Source organism: Hymenobacter edaphi, assembly GCF_003258365.1.
Taxonomy (GTDB): domain Bacteria; phylum Bacteroidota; class Bacteroidia; order Cytophagales; family Hymenobacteraceae; genus Solirubrum; species Solirubrum edaphi.
Genome location: NZ_QHKM01000008.1, coordinates 65,851 through 86,446, shown reverse-complemented (window position 1 = coordinate 86,446; position 20,596 = coordinate 65,851). Strand labels below are relative to the sequence as shown.

At 69.0% G+C, this 20,596-nt stretch carries 18 protein-coding genes; 11 read left to right on the top strand and 7 right to left on the bottom strand.

Translation table 11 applies throughout. The annotated features are described in order from the left end of the window. Window positions 1-194: 194 nt before the first annotated feature. The 5 genes from DLM85_RS20170 (at window position 195) to DLM85_RS20150 (ending at window position 5,093) form a co-directional block, all read left to right on the top strand. On the top strand, window positions 195-1,739 hold the full coding sequence (locus DLM85_RS20170) for an aldehyde dehydrogenase family protein (protein ID WP_111479985.1): 1,545 nt from the start codon (window positions 195-197) through the stop codon (window positions 1,737-1,739). A 103-nt stretch (window positions 1,740-1,842) separates the two neighbouring features. Continuing rightward, complete coding sequence (locus DLM85_RS20165) at window positions 1,843-2,118, top strand: hypothetical protein (protein WP_133257165.1); 276 nt, start codon at window positions 1,843-1,845, stop codon at window positions 2,116-2,118. A gap of 120 nt (window positions 2,119-2,238) precedes the next feature. Next, window positions 2,239-3,474 (top strand): pyridoxal phosphate-dependent aminotransferase, encoded by a 1,236-nt coding sequence (locus DLM85_RS20160; RefSeq protein ID WP_111479983.1) that lies wholly within the window; start codon window positions 2,239-2,241, stop codon window positions 3,472-3,474. A gap of 254 nt (window positions 3,475-3,728) precedes the next feature. Next, window positions 3,729-4,406, top strand: a complete 678-nt coding sequence (locus tag DLM85_RS20155) for a cytochrome b/b6 domain-containing protein (protein WP_111479982.1) — start codon at window positions 3,729-3,731, stop codon at window positions 4,404-4,406. A gap of 168 nt (window positions 4,407-4,574) precedes the next feature. Continuing rightward, window positions 4,575-5,093, top strand: a complete 519-nt coding sequence (locus tag DLM85_RS20150) for a hypothetical protein (RefSeq protein WP_111479981.1) — start codon at window positions 4,575-4,577, stop codon at window positions 5,091-5,093. A 278-nt stretch (window positions 5,094-5,371) separates the two neighbouring features. Here the strand turns inward: DLM85_RS20150 and DLM85_RS20145 are convergent, their stop codons facing one another. Continuing rightward, complete coding sequence (locus DLM85_RS20145; protein WP_111479980.1) at window positions 5,372-6,412, bottom strand: NAD(P)-dependent alcohol dehydrogenase; 1,041 nt, start codon at window positions 6,410-6,412, stop codon at window positions 5,372-5,374. A 100-nt stretch (window positions 6,413-6,512) separates the two neighbouring features. Between DLM85_RS20145 and DLM85_RS20140 the strand changes: the two genes are divergently transcribed. Then, entirely contained in the window at window positions 6,513-6,818 is a 306-nt protein-coding gene (locus DLM85_RS20140) for a DUF3817 domain-containing protein (RefSeq protein WP_111479979.1), read from the top strand. Window positions 6,819-6,968: 150 nt separating this feature from the next. Further along, the gene (locus tag DLM85_RS20135; protein WP_165822223.1) at window positions 6,969-7,730 is read left to right on the top strand and encodes a fatty acid desaturase; all 762 of its coding nucleotides are present in this window, start codon (window positions 6,969-6,971) and stop codon (window positions 7,728-7,730) included. Here the strand turns inward: DLM85_RS20135 and DLM85_RS20130 are convergent. The 3 genes from DLM85_RS20130 to DLM85_RS20120 all read right to left on the bottom strand — a co-directional run bounded on the left by DLM85_RS20130 (window position 7,727) and on the right by DLM85_RS20120 (window position 9,829). Beyond that, window positions 7,727-8,398, bottom strand: a complete 672-nt coding sequence (locus DLM85_RS20130) for a DUF1990 domain-containing protein (RefSeq protein ID WP_111479977.1) — start codon at window positions 8,396-8,398, stop codon at window positions 7,727-7,729. The genes DLM85_RS20135 and DLM85_RS20130 overlap by 4 nt on opposite strands. Next, the gene (locus tag DLM85_RS20125; RefSeq protein WP_111479976.1) at window positions 8,385-8,960 is read right to left on the bottom strand and encodes a DUF1990 family protein; all 576 of its coding nucleotides are present in this window, start codon (window positions 8,958-8,960) and stop codon (window positions 8,385-8,387) included. The genes DLM85_RS20130 and DLM85_RS20125 overlap by 14 nt, the downstream gene beginning before the upstream one ends. 224 nt (window positions 8,961-9,184) lie before the next feature. After that, window positions 9,185-9,829: a dienelactone hydrolase family protein gene (locus DLM85_RS20120; RefSeq protein ID WP_111479975.1), complete on the bottom strand. Its 645-nt coding sequence runs from the start codon at window positions 9,827-9,829 to the stop codon at window positions 9,185-9,187. Between the two features lie 179 nt (window positions 9,830-10,008). Here DLM85_RS20120 and DLM85_RS20115 point away from each other — a divergent pair, with 179 nt between their 5' ends. The 4 genes from DLM85_RS20115 to DLM85_RS20100 all read left to right on the top strand — a co-directional run bounded on the left by DLM85_RS20115 (window position 10,009) and on the right by DLM85_RS20100 (window position 13,496). Continuing rightward, window positions 10,009-11,580 (top strand): serine hydrolase, encoded by a 1,572-nt coding sequence (locus DLM85_RS20115; protein WP_111479974.1) that lies wholly within the window; start codon window positions 10,009-10,011, stop codon window positions 11,578-11,580. A gap of 68 nt (window positions 11,581-11,648) precedes the next feature. Then, a complete protein-coding gene (locus DLM85_RS25145) occupies window positions 11,649-12,053 on the top strand; it encodes a hypothetical protein (protein WP_133257164.1) in 405 nt (134 codons plus the stop codon). Between the two features lie 88 nt (window positions 12,054-12,141). Next, window positions 12,142-12,831: a deoxyribonuclease V gene (gene nfi / locus DLM85_RS20105; protein WP_111479972.1), complete on the top strand. Its 690-nt coding sequence runs from the start codon at window positions 12,142-12,144 to the stop codon at window positions 12,829-12,831. Continuing rightward, window positions 12,828-13,496: a hypothetical protein gene (locus DLM85_RS20100; RefSeq protein WP_111479971.1), complete on the top strand. Its 669-nt coding sequence runs from the start codon at window positions 12,828-12,830 to the stop codon at window positions 13,494-13,496. The genes nfi and DLM85_RS20100 overlap by 4 nt, the downstream gene beginning before the upstream one ends. A gap of 10 nt (window positions 13,497-13,506) precedes the next feature. Here DLM85_RS20100 and DLM85_RS20095 read toward each other — a convergent pair whose 3' ends face one another. The 3 genes from DLM85_RS20095 to DLM85_RS20085 all read right to left on the bottom strand — a co-directional run bounded on the left by DLM85_RS20095 (window position 13,507) and on the right by DLM85_RS20085 (window position 20,583). Next, the gene (locus DLM85_RS20095; protein WP_111479970.1) at window positions 13,507-14,427 is read right to left on the bottom strand and encodes a glutamate--tRNA ligase family protein; all 921 of its coding nucleotides are present in this window, start codon (window positions 14,425-14,427) and stop codon (window positions 13,507-13,509) included. Between the two features lie 268 nt (window positions 14,428-14,695). Beyond that, window positions 14,696-15,886: an efflux RND transporter periplasmic adaptor subunit gene (locus DLM85_RS20090; protein ID WP_111479969.1), complete on the bottom strand. Its 1,191-nt coding sequence runs from the start codon at window positions 15,884-15,886 to the stop codon at window positions 14,696-14,698. Between the two features lie 173 nt (window positions 15,887-16,059). Continuing rightward, window positions 16,060-20,583, bottom strand: a complete 4,524-nt coding sequence (locus tag DLM85_RS20085) for a CusA/CzcA family heavy metal efflux RND transporter (RefSeq protein WP_111480091.1) — start codon at window positions 20,581-20,583, stop codon at window positions 16,060-16,062. Between the last annotated feature and the right edge of the window lie 13 nt (window positions 20,584-20,596).

Sequence of the window (20,596 nt, the reverse complement as noted above, 5' to 3'; positions counted from 1 at the left end):
GCCCCCGCTTTTATTTGCGCAAACGATATCGGGAACGTTCTCAAAAACATTCCCGCCCCCGACGCGGTAGGAGCGTAGAATTTTCTGCGTTCTTCGGGCAGCCTAAGTGCCCCGGCGGCGCGGCCAGCCCCGCCGCCGCTCCTTTTGTCCCACGTTGCGCCGCCCGCGTTGCCGCGGCGCCTTTCCCCCCTCTTATGGCCAAAATCGTTTCCCCCCAGGTTGAATTTGCCGAGCTGCTCCGCCAGGTCAAGCAGGTCACCCCCGAAATATTCGACCAGGACGGCAAGTACCTGAACCTGATGGAAGGCCGCTGGCAGGCGCCCGGCAAGCCCCAGGATTTCGTGTCCCCCATCGACGGCAGCACCCTGGGCGCGCTGCCCATGCTCGACCGCGCCACCGCCCTGCGCGCCGTGCAGGCCGCCCACCGGGAAGCCGCCGACTGGGCCCGCGTGGACCTGGACGAGCGGAAGCGCCGCGTGCAGGACTGCCTCGACCAGCTGCGCGCCCACGTGGAGCTGGTGGGCAAGCTGCTGATGTGGGAAATCGGCAAAACCTACAAGCTGGGCTTCACCGACATCGACCGCTGCATCGACGGCGTGCAGTGGTACGTGGACAACATCGAGAGCATGCTCGGCAAGCGCGAGCCGCTGGGCGTGGTCAGCAACATTGCGTCCTGGAACTACCCCATGTCGGTGCTGATGCACGCGGTGCTGGTGCAGGTGCTCTGCGGCAACGCGGCGGTGGCCAAAACCCCCACCGACGGCGGCTTTATCTCGCTGAGCGTGACCTTCGCCCTGGCCCGCCGCGCCGGCCTGCCCGTGACGCTGGTCAGCGGCTCGGGCGGCGAGCTGAGCGACGTGCTGGTGAAAGACCAGGCCATCGACTGCCTGAGCTTTGTGGGCGGGCGCTACAACGGCCGCAACATCGCCGACGCGCTGGCCTCGGTGCACAAGCGCTACATGCTGGAAATGGAGGGCGTGAACACCTACGGCATCTGGAATTTCTCGGACTGGAACAGCCTGGGCGACCAGCTGAAGAAGGGCTACGACTACGGCAAGCAGCGCTGCACGGCCTACGTGCGCTTCGTGGTGCAGCGCTCGGCCTTCCCGCAGTTCCTCGAAACCTACTGGAACGCTATCCGCAGCCTGAAAGTGGGCAACCCGACCCTCGTCGATAACCCCGACGACAAGCTGGCCGACCTCGCCTTCGGCCCCGTCATCAACCGCCGCCAGGCCGAGGACCTCGACCGCCTCTACGCCGACGCGCTCAAGACCGGCGCCACGCCCGTGTACGAGGGCAAGCTGGACGATTCGCTGTTCTTGCCGGGCCAGGATATGTCGGCCTACCGCGCCCCGCGGGCCCTGGTGAACCTGCCGCGCCAGAGCGAGCTGTACTTCAAGGAGCCCTTCGGCCCCATCGACAGCATCGTGCTGGTGGACCGCGTGGAGGAGCTGGTGGGCGAAATGAACATATCGAACGGCGCGCTGGTGGGCGCCCTGGCCTCCGACGACGAGAAGTGGGCCCAGCGCACGGCCAAGGAAGTACGCGCCTTCAAGATGGGCATCAACAAGCTCCGCTCGCGCGGCGACCGGGAGGAAGTGTTCGGCGGCCTGGGCGAGTCGTGGAAGGGTGCCTTCGTGGGCGGCAAGCTGCTGGTAGAAGCCGTGACGCAGGGCCCCGCCTCGGAGCCGGTGCTCGGCAACTACGAGGAGGCCACGCTGCTGCCGGAGAAGATTTAAGCAACCAGTCTGATTGTCAGACCGCGGCGTCGCACCCTGTGCGACGCCGTTTTTTGTGGCAGCCGCGGCTGATTTAATGGCTGGTAACTTGCGGCATTGGCCTATGAACAGTTCTGCCTCGCCCCCGTTGGATGCCTTCGAATGGCTGCTCCTGTCGCTGGTAGCGCAACACGACGGGCGGTGGTACTGGTATCAGCTGGACCGCGCCATCGTGCGGCGCCTCGGCGCACTGGACCGCCCCCTGTCCGCCAGCATTGCCAGGCTGACTGCCGCAGGCTACCTGGCCGGCCGGCCTCCGGCGGACAGCCGACCAAAGTACTTGCTGGGCCCGCAGGGACACACGCTACTGCGCGAATACGGCCTTAGCCCGCTGCTTTGAGCGTTTCGGCCGGTTGGCGCCGCGGCCGTTGGCCCCGGATGCGGCCGGCGGGGCCGCCGTGGTCGGTTCGCTGACCACACCCGGGCGGGCAACAATGCCCAGCCGCCTATATTTAGCGCCATGCTATCAGTCTCCGACCGCGGCCAGGCGCTGCCCTTCTCGCCTTATCGAAAGCTCACGCCCTTCGCCGACGCGGCCAAAGCCCGCGGCGTGCACGTGCTCCACCTCAACATCGGCCAGCCCGACATCGAGACGCCGCCGACCATGCTGGCGGCCGTGCAGCAGGCCAGCATCCGGGTGCTGGAGTACAGCCCCACGGCCGGCTACCCCAGCTACCGCCACAAGCTGGCCAGCTACTACCAGCGCATCGGCATGCCCGTGGTGGCCGACGACATCCTGGTGACGACCGGCGGTTCGGAGGCGCTGCTGTTTGCCTTTATGTGCTGCTTTAATCCCGGCGACGAAGTCATCATTCCCGAGCCGTTTTACGGCCCCTACCTGGGCTTTGCCGAGGCCACCGGCGTGCGCGTGGTGCCCGTGCCCTCCTACCTCGACGAGGGCTTCCGGCTGCCGCCCATCGAGGAGCTGGCGGCCCGCGTGACCGAGCGCACCAAGGCCATCCTGATCTGCAACCCTAACAACCCCACCGGCTACGTGTACCGGCGCGACGAGCTGACCCAGCTGCTGGCCCTGTGCCAGCAGCAGCAGCTCTACCTGCTGTCCGACGAGGCCTACCGTGAATTCTGCTACGACGCCGAGTTTACCAGCCCGCTGCAGCTGCCCGGCGCGGCCGAGCACGTGGTGGTGCTCGACACCATCTCGAAGCGGTACAGCGCCTGCGGGGCCCGCATCGGGGCCTTCGTGACCAAAAACAAGGACCTGTACCAGGCCGCCTTCAAGTTTGCCCAGCTGCGGGTGAGTCCGCCCGGCCTGGCGCAGATGTTTGCCGAAGCCGCCGCCGAGCTGCCCCTCAGCTACTTCGACCACACCAAGGCCGAGTACCGTGCCCGCCGCGACCTGATGCTGCAGCGCCTGCGCGCCATGCCCGGCGTGGAGTGCCCCACGCCCAGCGGCACCTTCTACATCATGGCCCGCCTGCCCGTCGACAACGCCGAGCGGTTTGCGCAGTGGCTGCTGGAGGACTTCAGCCACCAGGGCCGCACCACCATGATTTCGCCCGCGGCGGGCTTCTACGCCACGCCCGGCGCCGGCCACAACGAGGTGCGCCTGGCCTACGTCATCAACCAGCAAGCCATCAACGCGGCCATGGACTGCCTGGCGGCCGGGCTGCGCGCCTACCCCGGCCGCGTGCCCCAGCCCACCGAGGCCGCCGCGGTGACGTCGCCGCTGCCGTAGCCGCCGGGGCCTTGGGGGCCGAAAAGCACCTCGTGCCGAGCGCAGCCGACCCATCAGGCGGGCTGCCCTCGAACGGCTCGTTCTGCACGTGCTGCTGCGCGCAGCCGACGCGGCGCGGCGTTGTTCGGCCGGCGGTTCGACGAGCGGCGGGCCTGATCAGGCCGGCCGTTGTTTATGCTCACCGCCCGCAGGCGCCGGCCACACAACCGGCGGCCCCGCCTAACTTGCGCTTCTGACTTTTTCGACCCGTTTTCATGGCTTATCCCGAAGCTACGCCGACCACCGCCGCGGCGGCCCCGGCCACCACCAAATACTCCGGCGCCCTGCGCCTCTGGCACTGGGGCAACGCCGCCGTCATTGCGGGGCTGCTGAGCACCATCCTGTTTCTGCGCGTCATCATCAACATGCGCGGGCTGCGGCCCAAAATCCAGGAAGTGGCCAGCCAGGGCGGCACCCCGCTCGGCGAGGAGCAGCTGCGCGGCATTGGCCGCCTCGTCAGCCACCGCATCTGGGACTGGCACATCTACCTGGGCGTGACGCTGGCCGTGCTGCTGGGCTGGCGCCTGGTGGCCGAGCTGGCCGCGCCCGTGCGGCAGCGCTTTGCGCACCGCCTGCGCCGCTCCAAGGAGCACCAGCAGGCGGCGCCGGCGGAGTCGTTTCGGCTGCGCCACTCGGTGCTGGTGAAGTACAGCTACCTCGTGTTTTACCTGCTGCTGACGGTGATGGTGGCCACCGGCCTGCTCCTGGTGTACGCCGACGACGTGGCGGCCCTGCACCGGATCGAGCACACGGTGAAGGAAATCCACAACGTGAACATGTACCTCCTGCTCGCCTTTATCGTCCTACACCTCGGCGGCGTGGTATGGGCCGAGCTGAACAAGGACCGCAACATTACCTCCGACATGATTCACGGCGGCGAAATCCGCAAGTAGGCGCGGCCGATGCCGGCTCCCCGGCCCGTTGACGGCGCTACCCCCAGGGGGTAAGCGGCCAACGGGCCGCCGGCTTTTATATGGCCGTGGCACGGTTTTGCGTTGGGGGCTTCGCGGCGGGCGCCGTATTTTCGGCAGCGGCCCGCCCTTTTCCCCACCGTTATCCACATGCTTGCACTGCGTCGGCTTCGTCCGCTTTCCATTCTGGGCCTGCTGGCCCTGACGGCCGCCAGCCACCCGCCCCGGCAAACGGCCCCGCCCCTGCCCCACCGCCTCACGCTGCGCCTCAACGGCGCGGCCGTGCCCGTCGACACGGCGTATTCGCGCATCGAGGTATCGTCCGGTGCGGGCAAGGTGCTTAGCCTGAACCTGATCCGCCGCGACGACCCCGACGACCCCGGCCTCACCATCCTGGTCGACGAGTTCAAGCCTGTGCCGGCCGTGTACCGCTTCAAGGAAATCCTGAGCGCCCACGTTACGGAAGCCACTTACCGCGTGGGCAACGACGTGGCCGAGTCGCAGGCCTGCGGGGTAAACCAGGGCGAGGTGCGCGTGACGGCCGTGGACACCAAGCGCCAGATTCTGACGGGCACGTTCCGGGCCGTGGCCTGCTCCACCAACGCGCCCCGCAGCGGCAAGAAGTACACGTTTGAAGGCACGTTCCGCTGCGCCTACGAAGTGCGCTAGGATCAGATGCCCCCCCCGGCCGGTGGCGCAGCCGAACCGCAGGTCGGCTGCGCCAAGGAGCTTCCCCACGCCCCGCGCCGCCGCCTTGATCAAGGCTCAAGCGTCAGTGCAGCTGCTGATAGTAACGTCGAAGCGCCGCCCCCAGGCCCGGACAATTGGGCGTTGGTAGCGGCGCTTCTTGGCTGGTGTGCGGTTTCAGCCAAGCCCTTGGCTTTGCCTTTCTGCGGTTCGCTCTGCTCAGAATGGCATTCCTTTTACCTGCTCACCCGCTCAGCTGCCTACAGCGTGGCCAGGTCGATGACGAAGCGGTACTTCACGTCGCTGCGCAGCATCCGCTCGTAGGCCTCGTTGATGTAGCTCATCGGAATGACTTCCACGTCGGATACAATGCCGTGCTCGGCGCAGAAATCGAGCATTTCCTGCGTCTCGGCAATGCCGCCGATGTGGGAGCCGGCCAGGCGGCGGCGCTGCCCCACGAGGGGGAAGATGCCGACCTGCGGGGGCGTGGGCGGCAAACCCACCATCACCATCGTGCCGTCGAGGCGCAGCAGCGTGAGGTAGGGGTTCAGGTCGATGTTCGAGCCGACGGTGTTGATGATCAAGTCGAAATAGTTGCGCTCCTGCTTGAGGGCGGCGTCGCGGGTCACCACGAAGCGGTGGGCGCCCAGGGCGCGGGCGTCGGCTTCCTTGGCGGGCGAGGTGCTGAGCACGGTAATTTCGGCCCCCATGGCGGCGCCGAGCTTCACGGCCATGTGGCCCAGCCCGCCCAGGCCCACCACGCCCACGCGCTTGCCGGGGCCCGCCTGCCAGTGCTTCAGCGGCGAGTAGGTGGTGATGCCGGCGCAGAGCAGCGGCGCCACGCCCGCCAGCGGCAGCCGGTCGGACACGCGCAGCACGTAGTTTTCATCCACCACAATCTGCTGGGAGTAGCCGCCGTGGGTGCGCGTCTGGCGGTCCTGCAGGGTGCTGTTGTAGGTGAAGCTGATGTGGGTTTCGCAGTACTGCTCCAGCCCGTCCTGGCAGTTGGGGCACGTGCGGCAGGTGTCCACCATGCAGCCCACGCCCACCAAGTCGCCGGCTTGGAACTTGCCGACCTCGCGGCCCACTTCCGTCACGCGGCCCACGATTTCGTGGCCGGGCACCATCGGGAAGGTTGAGCCGCCCCACTCGTCGCGGGCCTGGTGTACGTCGGAGTGGCACACGCCGCAGTACAGAATCTGAATTTGCACGTCGTGCGGGCCCGCGGCGCGGCGCTCCAGCTGGAACGGGGCGAGCGGAGCAGTGGGGGCCTGGGCCGCGTAAGCGTTGGTTTGGGACATTGGAAGTGGTAATTGGAAGATGACAACTATCAGCGGGGCGGGCGGCGGGCGCCCCGCCGAATGGTGGTACCTTTGCCGGGAAGGTTTTGTTGGTATGCCGATGCTGTTTTCCCTGTTTTCTACTTCTCTGGGCCGCCTGCGGGTGGTCGGGTTTCTCGAAGGCCTCTCGTTTCTGGTGCTGCTGGGCGTGGCCATGCCGCTGAAGTATTTCTTTGGCCGGCCCGAAGCCGTGCGCCACGTCGGCATGGCCCACGGGGTGCTGTTCGTGCTCTACGCGCTGCTGGTTATCGGCGCGGCCGTGGAATACGGCTGGTCGATGCGCAAGGCGCTGCTGGCCTTTGCGGCCTCGGTGGTGCCGCTGGGCACGTTCTGGGCCGATAAGCGGCTGTTTCGGGCAGACGCCTAGCGCCGGCGCGGCTTCCTGGGAGCGTGGGCATCCCCCGGGCCGACCATGGGCCGACGGCCTAACGCGCCTACCGAAGGCCCGGCTGTATGGCACCCGACGGGCCGCCCACCTGCCGTTGAGCGGCGCCCGGCCCGTGCGTATCTTGCCTGCATGAACCCGTCCGCCGCCTCCGCCCATTTGCGCCTGAGCGCGCGCCAGCGCGTGCTGGAGCTGCTGCGCCCCTGGCTGCTGCTGCTGGGTTACGCGGCGGCGGCGCTGGCGGGGCTGTGGTGGCTGGCCGTGCCGCTGGCCGTGGCCGTGTGCCTGGCCGCCTTCGTGCAGATGCACGACGCCATGCACCACGCGCTGGGCCTGCCCAAGCCGGCCAACGCGCGGGTGCTCACGCTCAGCGGCCTGCTGCTGCTCAAAAGCGGGCACGGCATGCAGGTCACGCACCTGCGCCACCACGCCCGCTGCCTCCACCCCGACGACCCGGAAGGCGCGCCGGCCACCTGGCGCTTCGGGCGGGTGCTCTGGCAGGGGCCCTACCACATCCTGATGCTGCGGCGCGAGTCGTTGCGGCTGGCCCCGCACACGCGCCGCATCCAGCTGCTCGAAACGGCCCTGACGCTGGCGTTGCTCGCGGGCTTCGCGCTGCTGTATTTCGGGCTGGGCTCGGCGGTGGGGCTGGTGTATTGGGCGGTAGCCTTCGGGATGAGTGCCACCCTGCCGATATGGGCGGCCTATATTCCGCATCATCTGGCCGCGCGCCACCCCGCCGTGCGCACGGCCTCGGCCGTGGCCCAGCTCTGGACGCCGGTGGTGTCGTCGTTTGCCTTTCACCACCTGCACCACCACTACCCGCGCGTGCCCACGGCCCTGCTGCCCCGGGCCGCGGCGGAGCTGCCCCCGCCGCCCGCCGACGCGCACTAGCCGGGGCGGCTGCCCTTGCGCAGCGCTTCGTCCACCAGCCGCCGCATGCGCTTCATCGATTCGCGGGCAAACTTGCGCTGCAGGCTCCGGCCAAACAGCTTGAAGCCGATGCGGTAGAAGATGTTGTGGATGCGCCCGGGCTGGGAGTAAGCCTTCACCTGGAAGCGCACCTGGCCGGAAGCCAGGTTTTTGTGGATGGTGAAGGTAATCTGGCCCTTCTCGAAGTGGCCTTCGAGGGTGCGGTAGTTGTAGCCCCACACCTGCTCGCGGCCGTCGGGCGCGTCCTGCTGCTCGTCGGTGACGCCGCCGATGCGCACGCCGAACCAGAACTTGAAAAACAGGAACTGCGCCCGCAGCAGCATCACGCGCTCGGCCAGGGGCTGATCGGGCACGAAAATGCCGGTGATGAGGTCGGGCGGCGGAAAGGAGTAGTTCAGCAGCACCTGCTTGGCGGCCTCAAACGAGCCGCCGGGCACGGGCGGGCCGGGCGGCTCGGCGGGCAGCTCGGTGTGGTAATCGTCGAGGCGCCAGCCGGTTTCGGCGGTGTACTCGTGCACGCGGTCCAGGTCGTAGTTGACCTTGGCCTCGCGGTACGACTCCAGCTGGGCCTTGTACTGCTCCCAGAGCGGCGGCGCGGTGGTGGCGGTAACGGTATTAGCGGCGCTCATGGTGCTCGTGTTCCTTGCCCGATTCGTCTTCCTCGGTGGTATCCACCTGCACCGGGCCGGTGGCCTCGCCGCCGCTGGCCTCGGCCACGCGCTGGCAGAAGGTCACCCAGGTTTGCTCCTGCACCTGTTTGCCTACGCCCAGGGTGGTGTAGGCAAAGGCCACCAGCCCGTCGCGGGAGCGGGCCCGGGAGCGAATTTCAAAGCGCAGCGCCGCGGCGGCCCCGGGCAGCTGGCGCACCGAAAACCGGATGGTGCCCGCCTCGGGGTGGCCCTCCAGGGTACACAGCTCGAAGTGCTGTGCGGCCACTTCCGTCACGCGCACCGAGCCGTTCCAGGGGCCCAGAATCTTGATGTGGTACTCGTCATCGACCTGTAGCTGATGCGCTTCGCCGCGCTCCTTGGTGAAGTCGGCCAGCAGGTCGGGCGAAAATTCTTCGGGGTGCGCCTGCACCCGGCTCATCAGCTCGGTGGCCGACAGCTTCGGGTGCGCAATATCGATGTAGTAGCGCCGTACGGTGAAGGGCCCGGCCCCGGTGTCGGCGTCTTGCACTGGTTTGGACATAGCAGGGGCGCCGGCGGGGTGAGGAGGCCGGCGCTGGGTTTGCAAACGGCCCGGCCGCACCTGGGGTTGGCCCGGCCGGCCCGCGACACGGTGCAGCGCGGCCCAGGCTGACGCCTTCCGCCAGTTTAGCCCGCGTTCGGCCGCACGATTGGCCCGCTACGATGGACGCCCTGTTTTTTTGAGTTCCTATCTGCCGGACGCGGGCTCAAGCCCGCGCTACCGCCTCAGCTCAGGTGCTGGCGGCACCAGTCGACGGCCAGCCCGGCCACTTCGTCGAGGGTGCCGGGCTCTTCGAAGAGGTGGCCGGCGCCGGGCACCACGTGCAGCTGCTTGGGGCCGGGCAAATCGGCCAGGGCCCGCTCGTTGGCCCCGAGCACGGGCCAGTCCTGCCCGCCCACGATGAGCAGCGTGGAGGCCTGCACCCGGCTCAGAGCCGGCAGGGCCAGATCGGGGCGGCCCCCGCGCGAAATCACGGCCCCGACGCGGCTGCCCAGCTCGGCGGCGGCGTTGAAGGCGGCGGCGGCGCCGGTGCTGGCCCCGAAAAAGCCCAGGCGCAAATCGTGCAGGCGCTGTTCGCGGCGCAGCCAGCTGGCGGCTCCCAGCAGGCGGCGCGTAAGCAGGTCAATATCGAAGCGGGCCTCGAAGGCGCGGTCTTCCTCCGCCGTGAGCAAATCGAACAGCAGCGTGCCGAAGCCGGCCTGCTGCAAGCTACTGGCCACGTGCTGGTTGCGCGGGCTCAGGCGCGAGCTGCCGCTGCCGTGCGAAAACACCACGATGCCCGCGGCGCGGGCCGGCACGACCAGGTCGCCGAGCAAGGTGGCGTGGGGAAGCTCCAGCCGGACGGGCCTGGGAGCAAGGGAGGGGAGCATAACGGGATGCGGAGGAACAGAGGCGCGGCATTAGCCCTACGCAAACGCGGGGCCTGGCGTTGGGGGGCAAGGTAGGCAGACGCGGCTAAGCGTTGGAGATTGGGCCGCAGGCCGCCGCCGCAACGCTTGGCGGGAACTTGCGTCCTTTGCGTCTTCCCGTTTTCTGGTTTGCTTCGCTGATGCATCGTTTCGTCTTCCGCCGTCTGCTCGGCGCCCTGTGCAGCGCCGCCCTTGGCAGCGCTTTTTTTGCCGCGCCGGCCCCGGCCCAAACCGCTCCCGCCCGCCCCACCGCCGGCGCCCGCTTCGTGGCCGACAGCCTCGATCAGTACGTGCAGCGCGGCCTGCGCCTGTGGCAGATTCCGGGCCTGGCCGTGGTGGTGGTGAAGGACGGGCAGGTGGTAGTGAGCAAGGGCTTCGGGGTGCGCGCCGTGGGCCGGCCCGAGCCCGTCGACGCCAACACGCAGTTTCTGATTGCCTCCAACTCCAAGCTGTTCACAGGCACGGCGCTGGCGCAGCTGGAGCAGGACAAGAAACTCTCGCTCAACGACCCGGCCACCAAGTACCTGCCCGGCTTTCAGCTCTACGACCCCGTCAGCACTCAGCTGGTGACCGTGCGCGACCTGCTGGGCCACCACCTGGGCACCAAGACCTTCCAGGGCGACTTCACCTTCTGGTCGTCGGACCTCTCGCGCGAGGAAATTCTGCAGCGGGTGCGCCTGCTCAAGCCCACGGCCCCTTTCCGCCAGGACTACGGCTACTGCAACGCGGGCTTCTTGGCGGCCGGGCAGATCATTCCGGCCGTGACGGGCGGCACCACCTGGGAAGCCTACGTGGAGCAGACCCTGCTGAAGCCCCTGGGCATGACGAACACCAGCATGCTGACGGCCGGCGTGGCCCAGCGCCCCAACGTGGCCCTGCCCTACTCCAACGCCTACGGCCCGCTGGCGGTGCTGCCCTACGACCAGGTCGACAACCTCGGGCCGGCGGCCAGCATGGTATCGTGCGTGAACGACCTGGGCAAGTGGCTGCAGTTTCAGCTCGACAGCGGCAAGGTGCAGGGCCGGCGGGTACTGCCCTGGGCCACGCTGCGCCGCACCCGCGACGTGAACACGGCCGTGTCGGCGCGCAAGTCGGCGCTGCTGCCGGAGCACTTCCGCACCTACGGCCTGGGCGTATTCGCGGCCGACTACAACGGCCGGCAGGTGTTCTGGCACACCGGCGGGGCCAACGGCTTCGTGAGCAACACCTGCTTTGTGCCCGAGGAGGGGCTGGGCATTGCCGTGCTCACCAACCAGGACAACCAGAGCTTTTTCGAGGCGCTGCGCTACCAGCTGCTCGACGCCTACCTGGGCATGCCCTACACCGACCGCAGCCGGCAGCTGTGGCAGCGCGGGGCGCCCTCCCGGGCCGACACGCGGGCCGACATCGAGAAGCTCAACGCCCGCGTAGCCAAGAAAGCCAAGCCGGAGCTGCCCCTGAAAGCCTACGCGGGCCAGTACACGCACCCGCTCTACGGCCCCATCACCGTTGAGGCGCAGGGCAAGCAGCTCGTGGTGCGCTTCAGCCACCACCCTGCCCTGACGGCTTCGCTGGCTTACATGGACGGGCAGCAGTTCCGCACTACCTATTCCAACCTGGCCTACGGCATCTTCCCGGCCACCTTCACCGTGGAGGGCGGGCAGGTGAAGGCGGTGGAGCTGCGCGTCAACGACGGCATCGAGCAGGACCCGTACGTGTTCGTGCGGGGCTGATGCTCGGGGTGAATTGAGGATAAAGACCGGGGCCGGCCGCTGCATAAGTAGCCGGCTCGCGCTAGGTTGTGTCGGTTACTTACGCCAGCCTTATTTCAGCAATAGCAATTCCTGCTTCGATTCTGGCCCAACTGCACTACGGCCGCACATGCAATGGCGCAGTCGGCTGCCGGGTATTACCGACGAGCGACAATCCGGCAAATCATGCGTGGCTGAAGGTGGTGGCGCGGAAGGCCGTTGATGCCCGAGTGAATCCGCCGCACGAAACCGTGCTGGGCTACGAAGTGGAGTACGGGGAGCTGCGGGCAGATCATGACGAAGACCAGCACGGTTTTGATTACGACCTGTTCTACGTTCGGCGGGAAATCTTTTACGACCTAAAAGATGAGGACGCCTTAAACCAAGCACTTCACCGCTGGCTGTCCGACTTGCACCAACTCCGGCCACTGGCAAACACCGATTACCCAGCTTAGGCTACGGCCCTAGTATCGGCGGGCCGAAGGAATAACCGCGCCATTTGCTCCTCCCGTATAGCTGGGTGTCCCCTACCCGCCCCGCCCGATGGCTTACTACCGCCCCTATCATCCGCCCGCCGACCCCGCCCTCGTGCGCACGCTCACCCAGCAGCAGCACGACATGCGCCAGCAGCAGCGCCTGGAGCCGCTGACTGCCTCGCCCAAGCTCATTGCCGGGCTTGACTCTTCGTTTCCCACCGAAGACACGATTCTGTCGGTCATCGTGGTGCTCACGTTTCCGGAGCTGCAGTTGGTGGAAAAGGTCTACAACTACGGTCCCGTCGACATGCCCTACGTGCCGGGCTTCCTCTCCTTCCGCGAGGCGCCCAACCTGCTGCTGGCCTACGAAAAGCTGCAGCACCGGCCCGACGTGCTGATGGTGGACGGCCACGGCTACGCGCATCCGCGGCGCATGGGCATTGCCGCCCACATCGGCGTGCTGCTGGATATGCCCAGCCTGGGCGTGGCCAAGCAGGTGCTCACCGGCCAGCACCCCGAGCCCGAGGCGGCCCCCGGCAGCCGCGCCCCGCTCACCGACAAGAAAACCGGTGAGCTGATCGGGGAAGTGCTGCGCACCAAGGACCGCGTGAAGCCCGTATTCGTCAGCCCCGGGCACCGGCTGGATCAGGCCACGGCCACCGAGCTGGCCTGGCGCTGCACCCGCGGCTACAAGCTGCCCGAGCCCACCCGCCTGGCCGACCACTGGGCCGAGCAGTTCAAAAAAGAAATCCGATGAAGCCCCGCACTGCCTGCCAGCTGCTGCTGGCGCTGCTGCTCGGCGCCTGCCACGCCCGCGACCAGGCCAACCGGTCACCGGCCGACCTGGATGCGCCGGGCGAAGTCATCAAGGAAAAGCCGCTGCCCGCCGCCCGGGCCATGCAGGCCGATACCACCGTTGCGGGCGCCTTCCTGCGCTGGGCCGAGGCCGTGCGCCGCGCCGATACGGCCGCCGTCAACGCTTTCATCAGCCCCGCGCACGGCCTTTGGGTGCTGGAGCAGCCCGGCGCCCTGCCCCTGCTCACCCGCGTGACGGACGTGCGCCGGCTGCGCCGCAGCCAGCCGCAGCCCTCGTTTTTCACCCTGGCCGCTGAGCTGATGCCCTGCCTGCGCCCCACCGTTGTCGACACGCTGCCCACCGCCACCTGCGACGGGCCGCCCGGCAACGAAGCCGGCTTCGCGCGCACTGGCTGCCTGCTCGGCCCCGCCCGCGCCGCGGCGCTGAGCAGCATCTGGGACCACGCCACCCTGCGCGGCGGATCGGCCGCCCAGGGCCGGGCCGCCATAGCCACCGGCCGCTACGCCGTGCTCCAGACCGACACCGGCTACCGCTTCTACTGGGCCCGCATTGCCGGCCAGTGGTGGCTGGTGCTGCTGGATCTGCGCGTGCCTTGCAGCGCTTGAGGCGTGCTTTTCACGCTCCGTACGACCGCAGCCAATCGTATTCAGGCAGCCAAAAATCAAGCCCCTGCAGGGAATAGGCGCTGCTATCCGGGATGCCCCACATATCAAGAATGGCTTTGTAGACGAGTTCAGGCCCATTGCCGCTTCCCAGCACGCCCCGTTCCAGCGGCGCCTGCTGCGACTTGCTGAGCTTGCGGCCGTCGGGGCCGGGTAGCAGCGGGTGATGCAGGAAATGGATGCATTGAGCGTTGAAAGCAGCCGTTTCGGGCAGCAGGCCGGCCAGCCAGAGTTGGGCCGCCGTGCTCGGCAGCAGGTCCAGGCCGCGCACGATGAGCGTGGTACCCAGGCGCAGGTCGTCGGCAATGCTGGCCAACTGGTAGGCCACCACCGCGTCCTTTTTGCGCAGCACGAAATCGGGCATGGCGCGGTCCAGCGCTATTTCCACCGGGCCCTGCCAGGCGTCATTGAAGCGCACCACCGTGCCGGCCGGCACCACCGCCCGCCAGGCCGCGCCTGGCTGCTCGAGGGCAACAGCCACTTCCGTTTCCTGCGTGCGGCTGCGGGTGCTGGCGTGCAACAAGCCGGGGCGCAGCTGCAGGCGGCGCAGCAGGTAGTTGTAGTCAGATAGGTGCAGCAGCTGGGAGTGGTGGCGCAGAAAGTCGTCGGGGCCCGTGGGGCCGTGGTCGTAGTCGAGGCCCAGCCACTCGATGGTGCGAAAGATGCTCTCCAGGTACGGGCGGCGCAGGCGGTTGCGGTCCAGGTCGTCGATGCGCAGGTGCAGACGGCCGCCGCTGCGGCGCACCAGCAGCCAAGTCAGCACGAAGTTGACGGCGTTGCCCAGGTGCAGGTAGCCGCTGGGCGTGGGCGCCAGCCGGCCCACCAGCGGCGCAGGCGCTTCGGCAAGCTCAGCGGAGGACGAAGGCTGATTCATAAGCCGAACTTACCACCAAGGCCGGGTTTGTGCGGCTCACCAGGCCGTCATTGCGGGGCGTAGCCAAAGCAAACCTGCCTTTGGCGGCACGGCGGCCCCACTGGCAGCAGCTCCGCCCCGCCCCGCCCGTATCGGTCCGGCCGACGGTTGCGGGCGGCGCTGGTTTGTCGGGTAGCCCATGGGCCCGGACGGCTTGGCGCCGCTTGATGCGCAGCGTGTCGAGCCGGCTTGCAATGACGGGCAGCGGCACCGCCGTTAGCCGTCTGGCTTACTCGTCCTCATCCGACGTGTTTTTCAGCTTACCGAGCAGGCTGTACGCCCCCTCCGTCACCACGGCCCGGTCAGCCCCGATGCTGGCGGGCAGCACCAGCGGCACCGCGCCGTTTTCCACCACGCCGGCCCGGCGCACCTCCACCATGCGGTAGCGGCCGGGCGTCAGCTGCACGAAAACGTAGCTTTTGCCTTCGTAGTCGACCACGGCCGCCTCGGGCAGCGTGGGGGCGGCGGCGCGGCCGGCCGAAGCCGCCGTTTCCACCGTGGCGCGCACAAACATGCCCGGCAGCAGCGCCGGGTTGTCTTCCTCGTCGGGGTGGGCGTGCACGCTCACGGTGCGGGCCTCCGGGTCGACGGAGCGGCTGACCAGCGTGATGCGGCCGGCGTGCTCCCGGCCGGCCGAATCGGAGGCCAGGGTGAAGCGGATGCGCTGGCCCACGGCCAGGCGCGGCGCATCTTTCTCGAACACGGTCAGCTCCACGTGCAGGTGCGTGGGGTCGACCAGCTCGGCCACGGGGTCGGTGGAGTTGACCGTCTGGCCCGTGGTGGCGCGCACGTGCCGCACGAAGCCGCTGATGGGCGCCCGCAGCTCGGCGGTGCTGCGCATGGGCCCGCTGGCCCGCACCGGCAGGCCGGCCAGGCGCAGGCGGGCCGCCAGGGCGTCGCGCTGGGCCTGCAGGCTGCGAAATTCGGCCTGGGCGCGCTGCAGGTTTTTGGCCGGGGCCACTTCCTCGCGCACCAGCTCGCGCTGCCGCTCCAGCTCGGCACGGGCGTAGTCGAGCTGGCTGAGCACCTGCCGGTAATCCTGCTGCACCTGAATGAACTCGGGGTTGCGCACCACGGCCACGGCCTCGCCGCGGCGCACGTGCGCCCCCGGCAGCAGCGGCAGCCGCTCGATGTAGCCGCCCAGCGGGGCGCTGAGCACCACCAGGCTCTGCGGCGGCGCCTCCAACGAGCCGTTGACGCGCAGCGCCCCGGCGGTGGCCTGGTAGCCCACGCGGCCGGTGCGCACGCCCGCCACCCGCAGCTCGTCGGGGCCGAGCTGTACTTCGTCGGAAGCCGTGGCCGGGGCTTCTGACGATTCAGCGGCCGGTTTTTCGTTGGTGGCAGACTGACAGCAGCTCAGTACCGTCAGCAGCGCCAGGGGTAGCAGGGAAGCGGCGGAGGAAAAGGGAATACGAAACATGGGTAGGTCGAAATGGCGTGCCGGGGCCGGGGCTTCGGCACGAGGTAGCGCGGGCCTCAGCCCACGTCCGTCAAATAGTAATTCCAGGGCACCGAACGTTTATCGTGCTACGACAATCGTCCGGCCGAACGCGGGCTGCACTGCACGTCGGCGCAGCCCAGCCCGCGCTACGGTTAGTCGGTGCGGCCGAGCAGGTATTCCACCTCCAGCACCGTTTGATTGTAGGCCAGCACGGCGTCGAGGTAATCGGTGCGCAGGCGCTGGGCCCGCTCGGCGTGCAGCAGGTACTCAGCAAAGGGCATTTCGCCGGCGCGCCAGCCCTTGCTGGCCAGGCGCAGGATAAGCGCGGCCTGGGGCAAACCGGTTTGCTGGTAGAACTGCATACGCGCCTGCTGCTCGCGCAGCCGCTCCAGCAGGGTCGCCTGCGCGGCGGCCACTTCGGCCACGCGGCGGCGGTAGGCGGCTTCGGCGGCCAGGGTCTGCAGGCGGGCGGCCTCGGCCCGGGCCTTGTAGGGGCGCGTGAGCAGGGGCACGCTCAGGCTGAGCTGGGCGGCCTGAAACCGGTCGCCAGGACCATAAAACCGCTCGGCGCCCTTGTACTGCAGGCTGCCGCGCAGCGACTGGTTGAGGTAGGTCAGGCCCAGCTCGGGGCGGCGGCTGCGCAGCTCCACCACGGCCGCGGCCTGCCGTTCGGCGGCCTGCCGGGCCAGCACGCGGGCGGTGGGGTCGGGCGGCAGGGCGCTGGTGTCGGCGGACGTGGTGAGCAGCGTGTCGCTGAGCAGGGCAGCCAGCTCGGCGGGTACCGGCAGCGGCCGCAGCAGGCTGTCGACGGGCGCGGGCGCAGTGGGCAGCTGCAGCAGCGCCTGTAGTTGCCGGCGGGCGGCCACGTAGTCGGCGCGGGTGCGCTGCCGGGCCACGCGGGTCTCGCCCTGCTGCACCAGCGCCGTGGCCGGCTCGATGCGGGCCGCCTCGCCGGTACGGAAGCGCAGCTCGGCGGCGCGACGAAACTCGCGGCTGAGGCTGTCCTGGGCGCGCAGCAGCAGCAGCCGGTGCCGGGCGTACACGGCCTGCTGGTAGGCCAGGCGCACCTGCCGCCGCAGCTCGGCCCGGCGCAGGTCCAGCTCCGATTCGGCCACCGACACCTGCGCCGCGGCCAGGCCGGTGAGGGCCCGCAGGCGCCCCAGCCCCGGCAGCGGCTGCGCCAGGGAAAACTGGTTGTCGAGGTAGGGCGAATTGAACTGCCCGTAGCCGGCCTGCACCGTGGTGCGCGGCAGCTCCCACACCGCCCCGCGCACCGCCGAGCGGGCCGAAAACTGGTACGAGGCGGCCCGCACCTCGCCGCTGCGGCCCAACGCCGCCTGCACCGCGCCGGCCGCCGTCAGCGGAGCCTCGGAAGCCACTCCCGCCGCAGGAGCAACGGCCGCCGCCCGGGGCGCGGTGGTCGGGTCGGGAGTTTGCGCGGCGGCGGGCGTGCTCAGGCCGAGCAGCAACAGCGCCGCTCCTGCCGCGGCCACCGGCGCGGCCTGGGGCCCGCGGCCCAGCAGGTTGCGCCAGAAGCCACCCTCCGATTCGCTCAGGTAATACAGCACCGGCAGCACCAGCAAGGTCAGCAGCGTGGCCGACACCAGCCCGCCGATGACCACCGTGGCCAGGGGCCGCTGCACCTCGGCGCCGGCCGTGCCGGCCAGGGCCATCGGCAGGAAGCCCAAGGAGGCCACCGTGGCCGTCATCAGCACCGGGCGCAGGCGCTCCTCGGTGCCGCGCAGCACCCGCGCGCGCACGTCCCGGATACCGGAGTCGCGCAGGTGGTTGAAGGCACTCAGCAGCACGATGCCGTTGAGCACGGCCACCCCGAACAGGGCAATGAAGCCCACCCCGGCCGAAATGCTGAACGGCAGCCCGCGCAGCCACAACGCCAGCACCCCGCCCACCGCCGCCAGCGGAATGGCGGTGAAGATAAGCCAGGCCTGCCGCAGGGAGCCGAAGGTGAGGTAAAGCAGCCCGAAAATCATCAGCAGCGCCGCCGGCACGGCCACCGCGAGGCGGGCGTTGGCCTGGCGCAGGTTCTCGAACTGCCCGCCGTAGGTGGTCACGTAGCCGGGCCCGAACTTCACCCCGCGCTGCACGGCCGCCTGCACATCCTGCACCACGCTTTCCACGTCGCGGCCGCGCACGTTGAAGCCCACCGTAATGCGCCGCTGGGCGTTGTCGCGCTGAATCTGGCTGGGCCCGACCTGGTACTCGACGCGCGCCACCTGCTCCAGCGGCACCTGGCCGCCGCCGGGCAGGGGCACGTTCAGGGCGCGCACCTGCCGGATGTCGTGGCGGTATTCGTCGGCCAGGCGCACCACCAGGTCGAAGCGGCGGTCGGCCTCGAACACCTGCCCCGCGCCCGCCCCGGCAAAGGCGGCCTCGAGGCTCTGGTTCAGGTCCTGCACGCTCAGCCCGTACTGGGCCAGCCGCTCCCGGTCGGGCTGCACCACGATTTGCGCCAGGCCGGTGGCCTGCTCCACGTAGAGGTCGGCGGCGCCGGGCACCTGGCGCACCACCGCGCCCACGCGGCGGGCGTAGCCGGCCAGCTGGTCGAGGTCTTCGCCGTAAATCTTGATGACCACGTCCTGCCGCGCCCCCGAAATCAGCTCGTTGAAGCGCATCTGAATGGGCTGCTGAAAGCTGTAAGTCACGCCCGGCAGCACGCTCAGGGCCCGCACCATCTTGGCCGCCAGGCCTTCGCGGCTGTCGGCCGTGGTCCACTCCTGGCGGTCCTTGAGCACCACAATCAAGTCACAGGCCTCCAGCGGCATCGGGTCGACGGGAATTTCCGAGGAGCCGACCTTGGCCACCACTTCCTTGACCTCCGGGAATTGCTCCTTGAGAATATCGGCCGCCAGCCGGGCCTGCCGAGCGGTGTAGTCGAGCGAGGAGCCGGGCAGCACGCGCGTCTCCACCGCGAAGTCGCCCTCTTCCAGGGTGGGAATAAACTCGCCCCCGAGCGTGCCCAGCAGCAGGGCCGCGCCCACCAGCAGCAGCCCGGCGGCCCCCACCACCAGCCGGGGCACGCGGAGCACGCGCGTAACCAGGCGGCGGTAGCGCACCGCCAGCCAGGCCAGCGCCCGCTCCGACCAGCCCCCGCCGCGCACGCCCTTGCGCAAGACCAGCGCCGACATCACCGGCACGTAGGTCAGCGAGAGGATGAAGGCGCCCAGGATGGCGAAGGCCACCGTCTGGGCCATGGGCCGGAACATCTTGCCCTCGATGCCCACCAAAGCCAGAATCGGCAAATACACCATCAGGATGATGAACTGCCCGAACGAGGCCGACTGCTGAATGCGCGAGGCCGCGTCGTACACTTCCTCGTCCATTTCGGCGGGCGTGAGGTCTTGGGTGGGCGGCGGAATTTCGCCGGCGCTGTGGTGCGGGTCGAAGCGCGCGGCCAGCCGGTGCATGGTGGCCTCCACGATGATGACGGCCCCGTCGACGATAAGCCCGAAATCAATGGCCCCGAGCGACATCAGATTGCCCGACACGCCGAAGACCTGCATCATGCCGATGGCAAAGAGCATGGCCAGCGGAATAACGGAGGCCACCAGCAGGCCGGCGCGCAGGTTGCCCAGAAAGAGCACCAGCACGAAAATCACGATGAGCGCGCCCTCGGCCAGGTTTTTCTCGACGGTGTGAATGGCCTGGTCCACCAGCTTGGTGCGGTCGATGAAGGGCCGGATTTCCAGCCCGGGCGGCAGCGTCTTTTCGATGGCGGCCATCCGGGTCTTCACGGCCGCTACCACCTCCGAGGCGTTGGCCCCGCGCAGCATCAGCACCATGCCCCCCACGGCTTCGCCGGTGTGGTTGCGCACCAGCGCCCCGAAGCGCGGCGCGGCGCCGGGGCGCACCTCGGCCACGTCGCGCACCAGCACCGGCCCGCGCCCGGGCGCCGCCGGCCGTACCACCGCCCGCCCGATGTCGCTTTCCGACTGCGCCAGCCCCTCGGTGCGGATAAACCAGGCCTGCGGCCCGCGCACCAGGTAGCCGCCGCCGGCGTTGCCGTTGTTGCGGCTCAGGGCGGTCTGCAGGTCGGCTATGGTCAGCCCGAAGCTGCGCAGGCGGTCCGGCGCTACGGCCACCTCGTACTGGCGCAGGTAGCCGCCGAACGAGGACACATCGGCCACGCCGGTGGTGCCCAGCAGCTGCCGCCGAATCACCCAGTCCTGCAGGGTGCGCAGCTCGGCCAGCGAGTATTTCTGCTCGAAGCCGGGCCGGACGCGGATGGCGTACTGGTAAATCTCGCCCAAGCCGGTGGTGGCTGGCCCCATTTCGGGCCGGCCCAGGCCGGGCGGAATCTGCGCCTCGGCGGCGCGCATGCGCTCGGCCACCTGTTGCCGGGCCCGGTAGTGGTCCACCTCGTCGCCGAACACGATGGTCACCACCGACAGCCCCGCGCGGGAAAAGGAGCGCACTTCCTCGCGGCCCGGAATGGTGGCCATGCTCTGCTCCACCGGGAAGGTGACGAGCCGCTCCACGTCGGCCGCGCTCAGCGAGGGCGCCACGGTGAAGACGATAACCTGGTTGTTGGTGATGTCGGGCACCGCATCGATGGGCAGGTGCCGCAGGGCGTAGAGGCCCCATACCAGCAGCGCCGCCACCCCGATGCCCACCCCCAGCTTGTGCCGGAGGCTGAGCATAATCAGTTTGTTGAACATGAATCCACGCGCC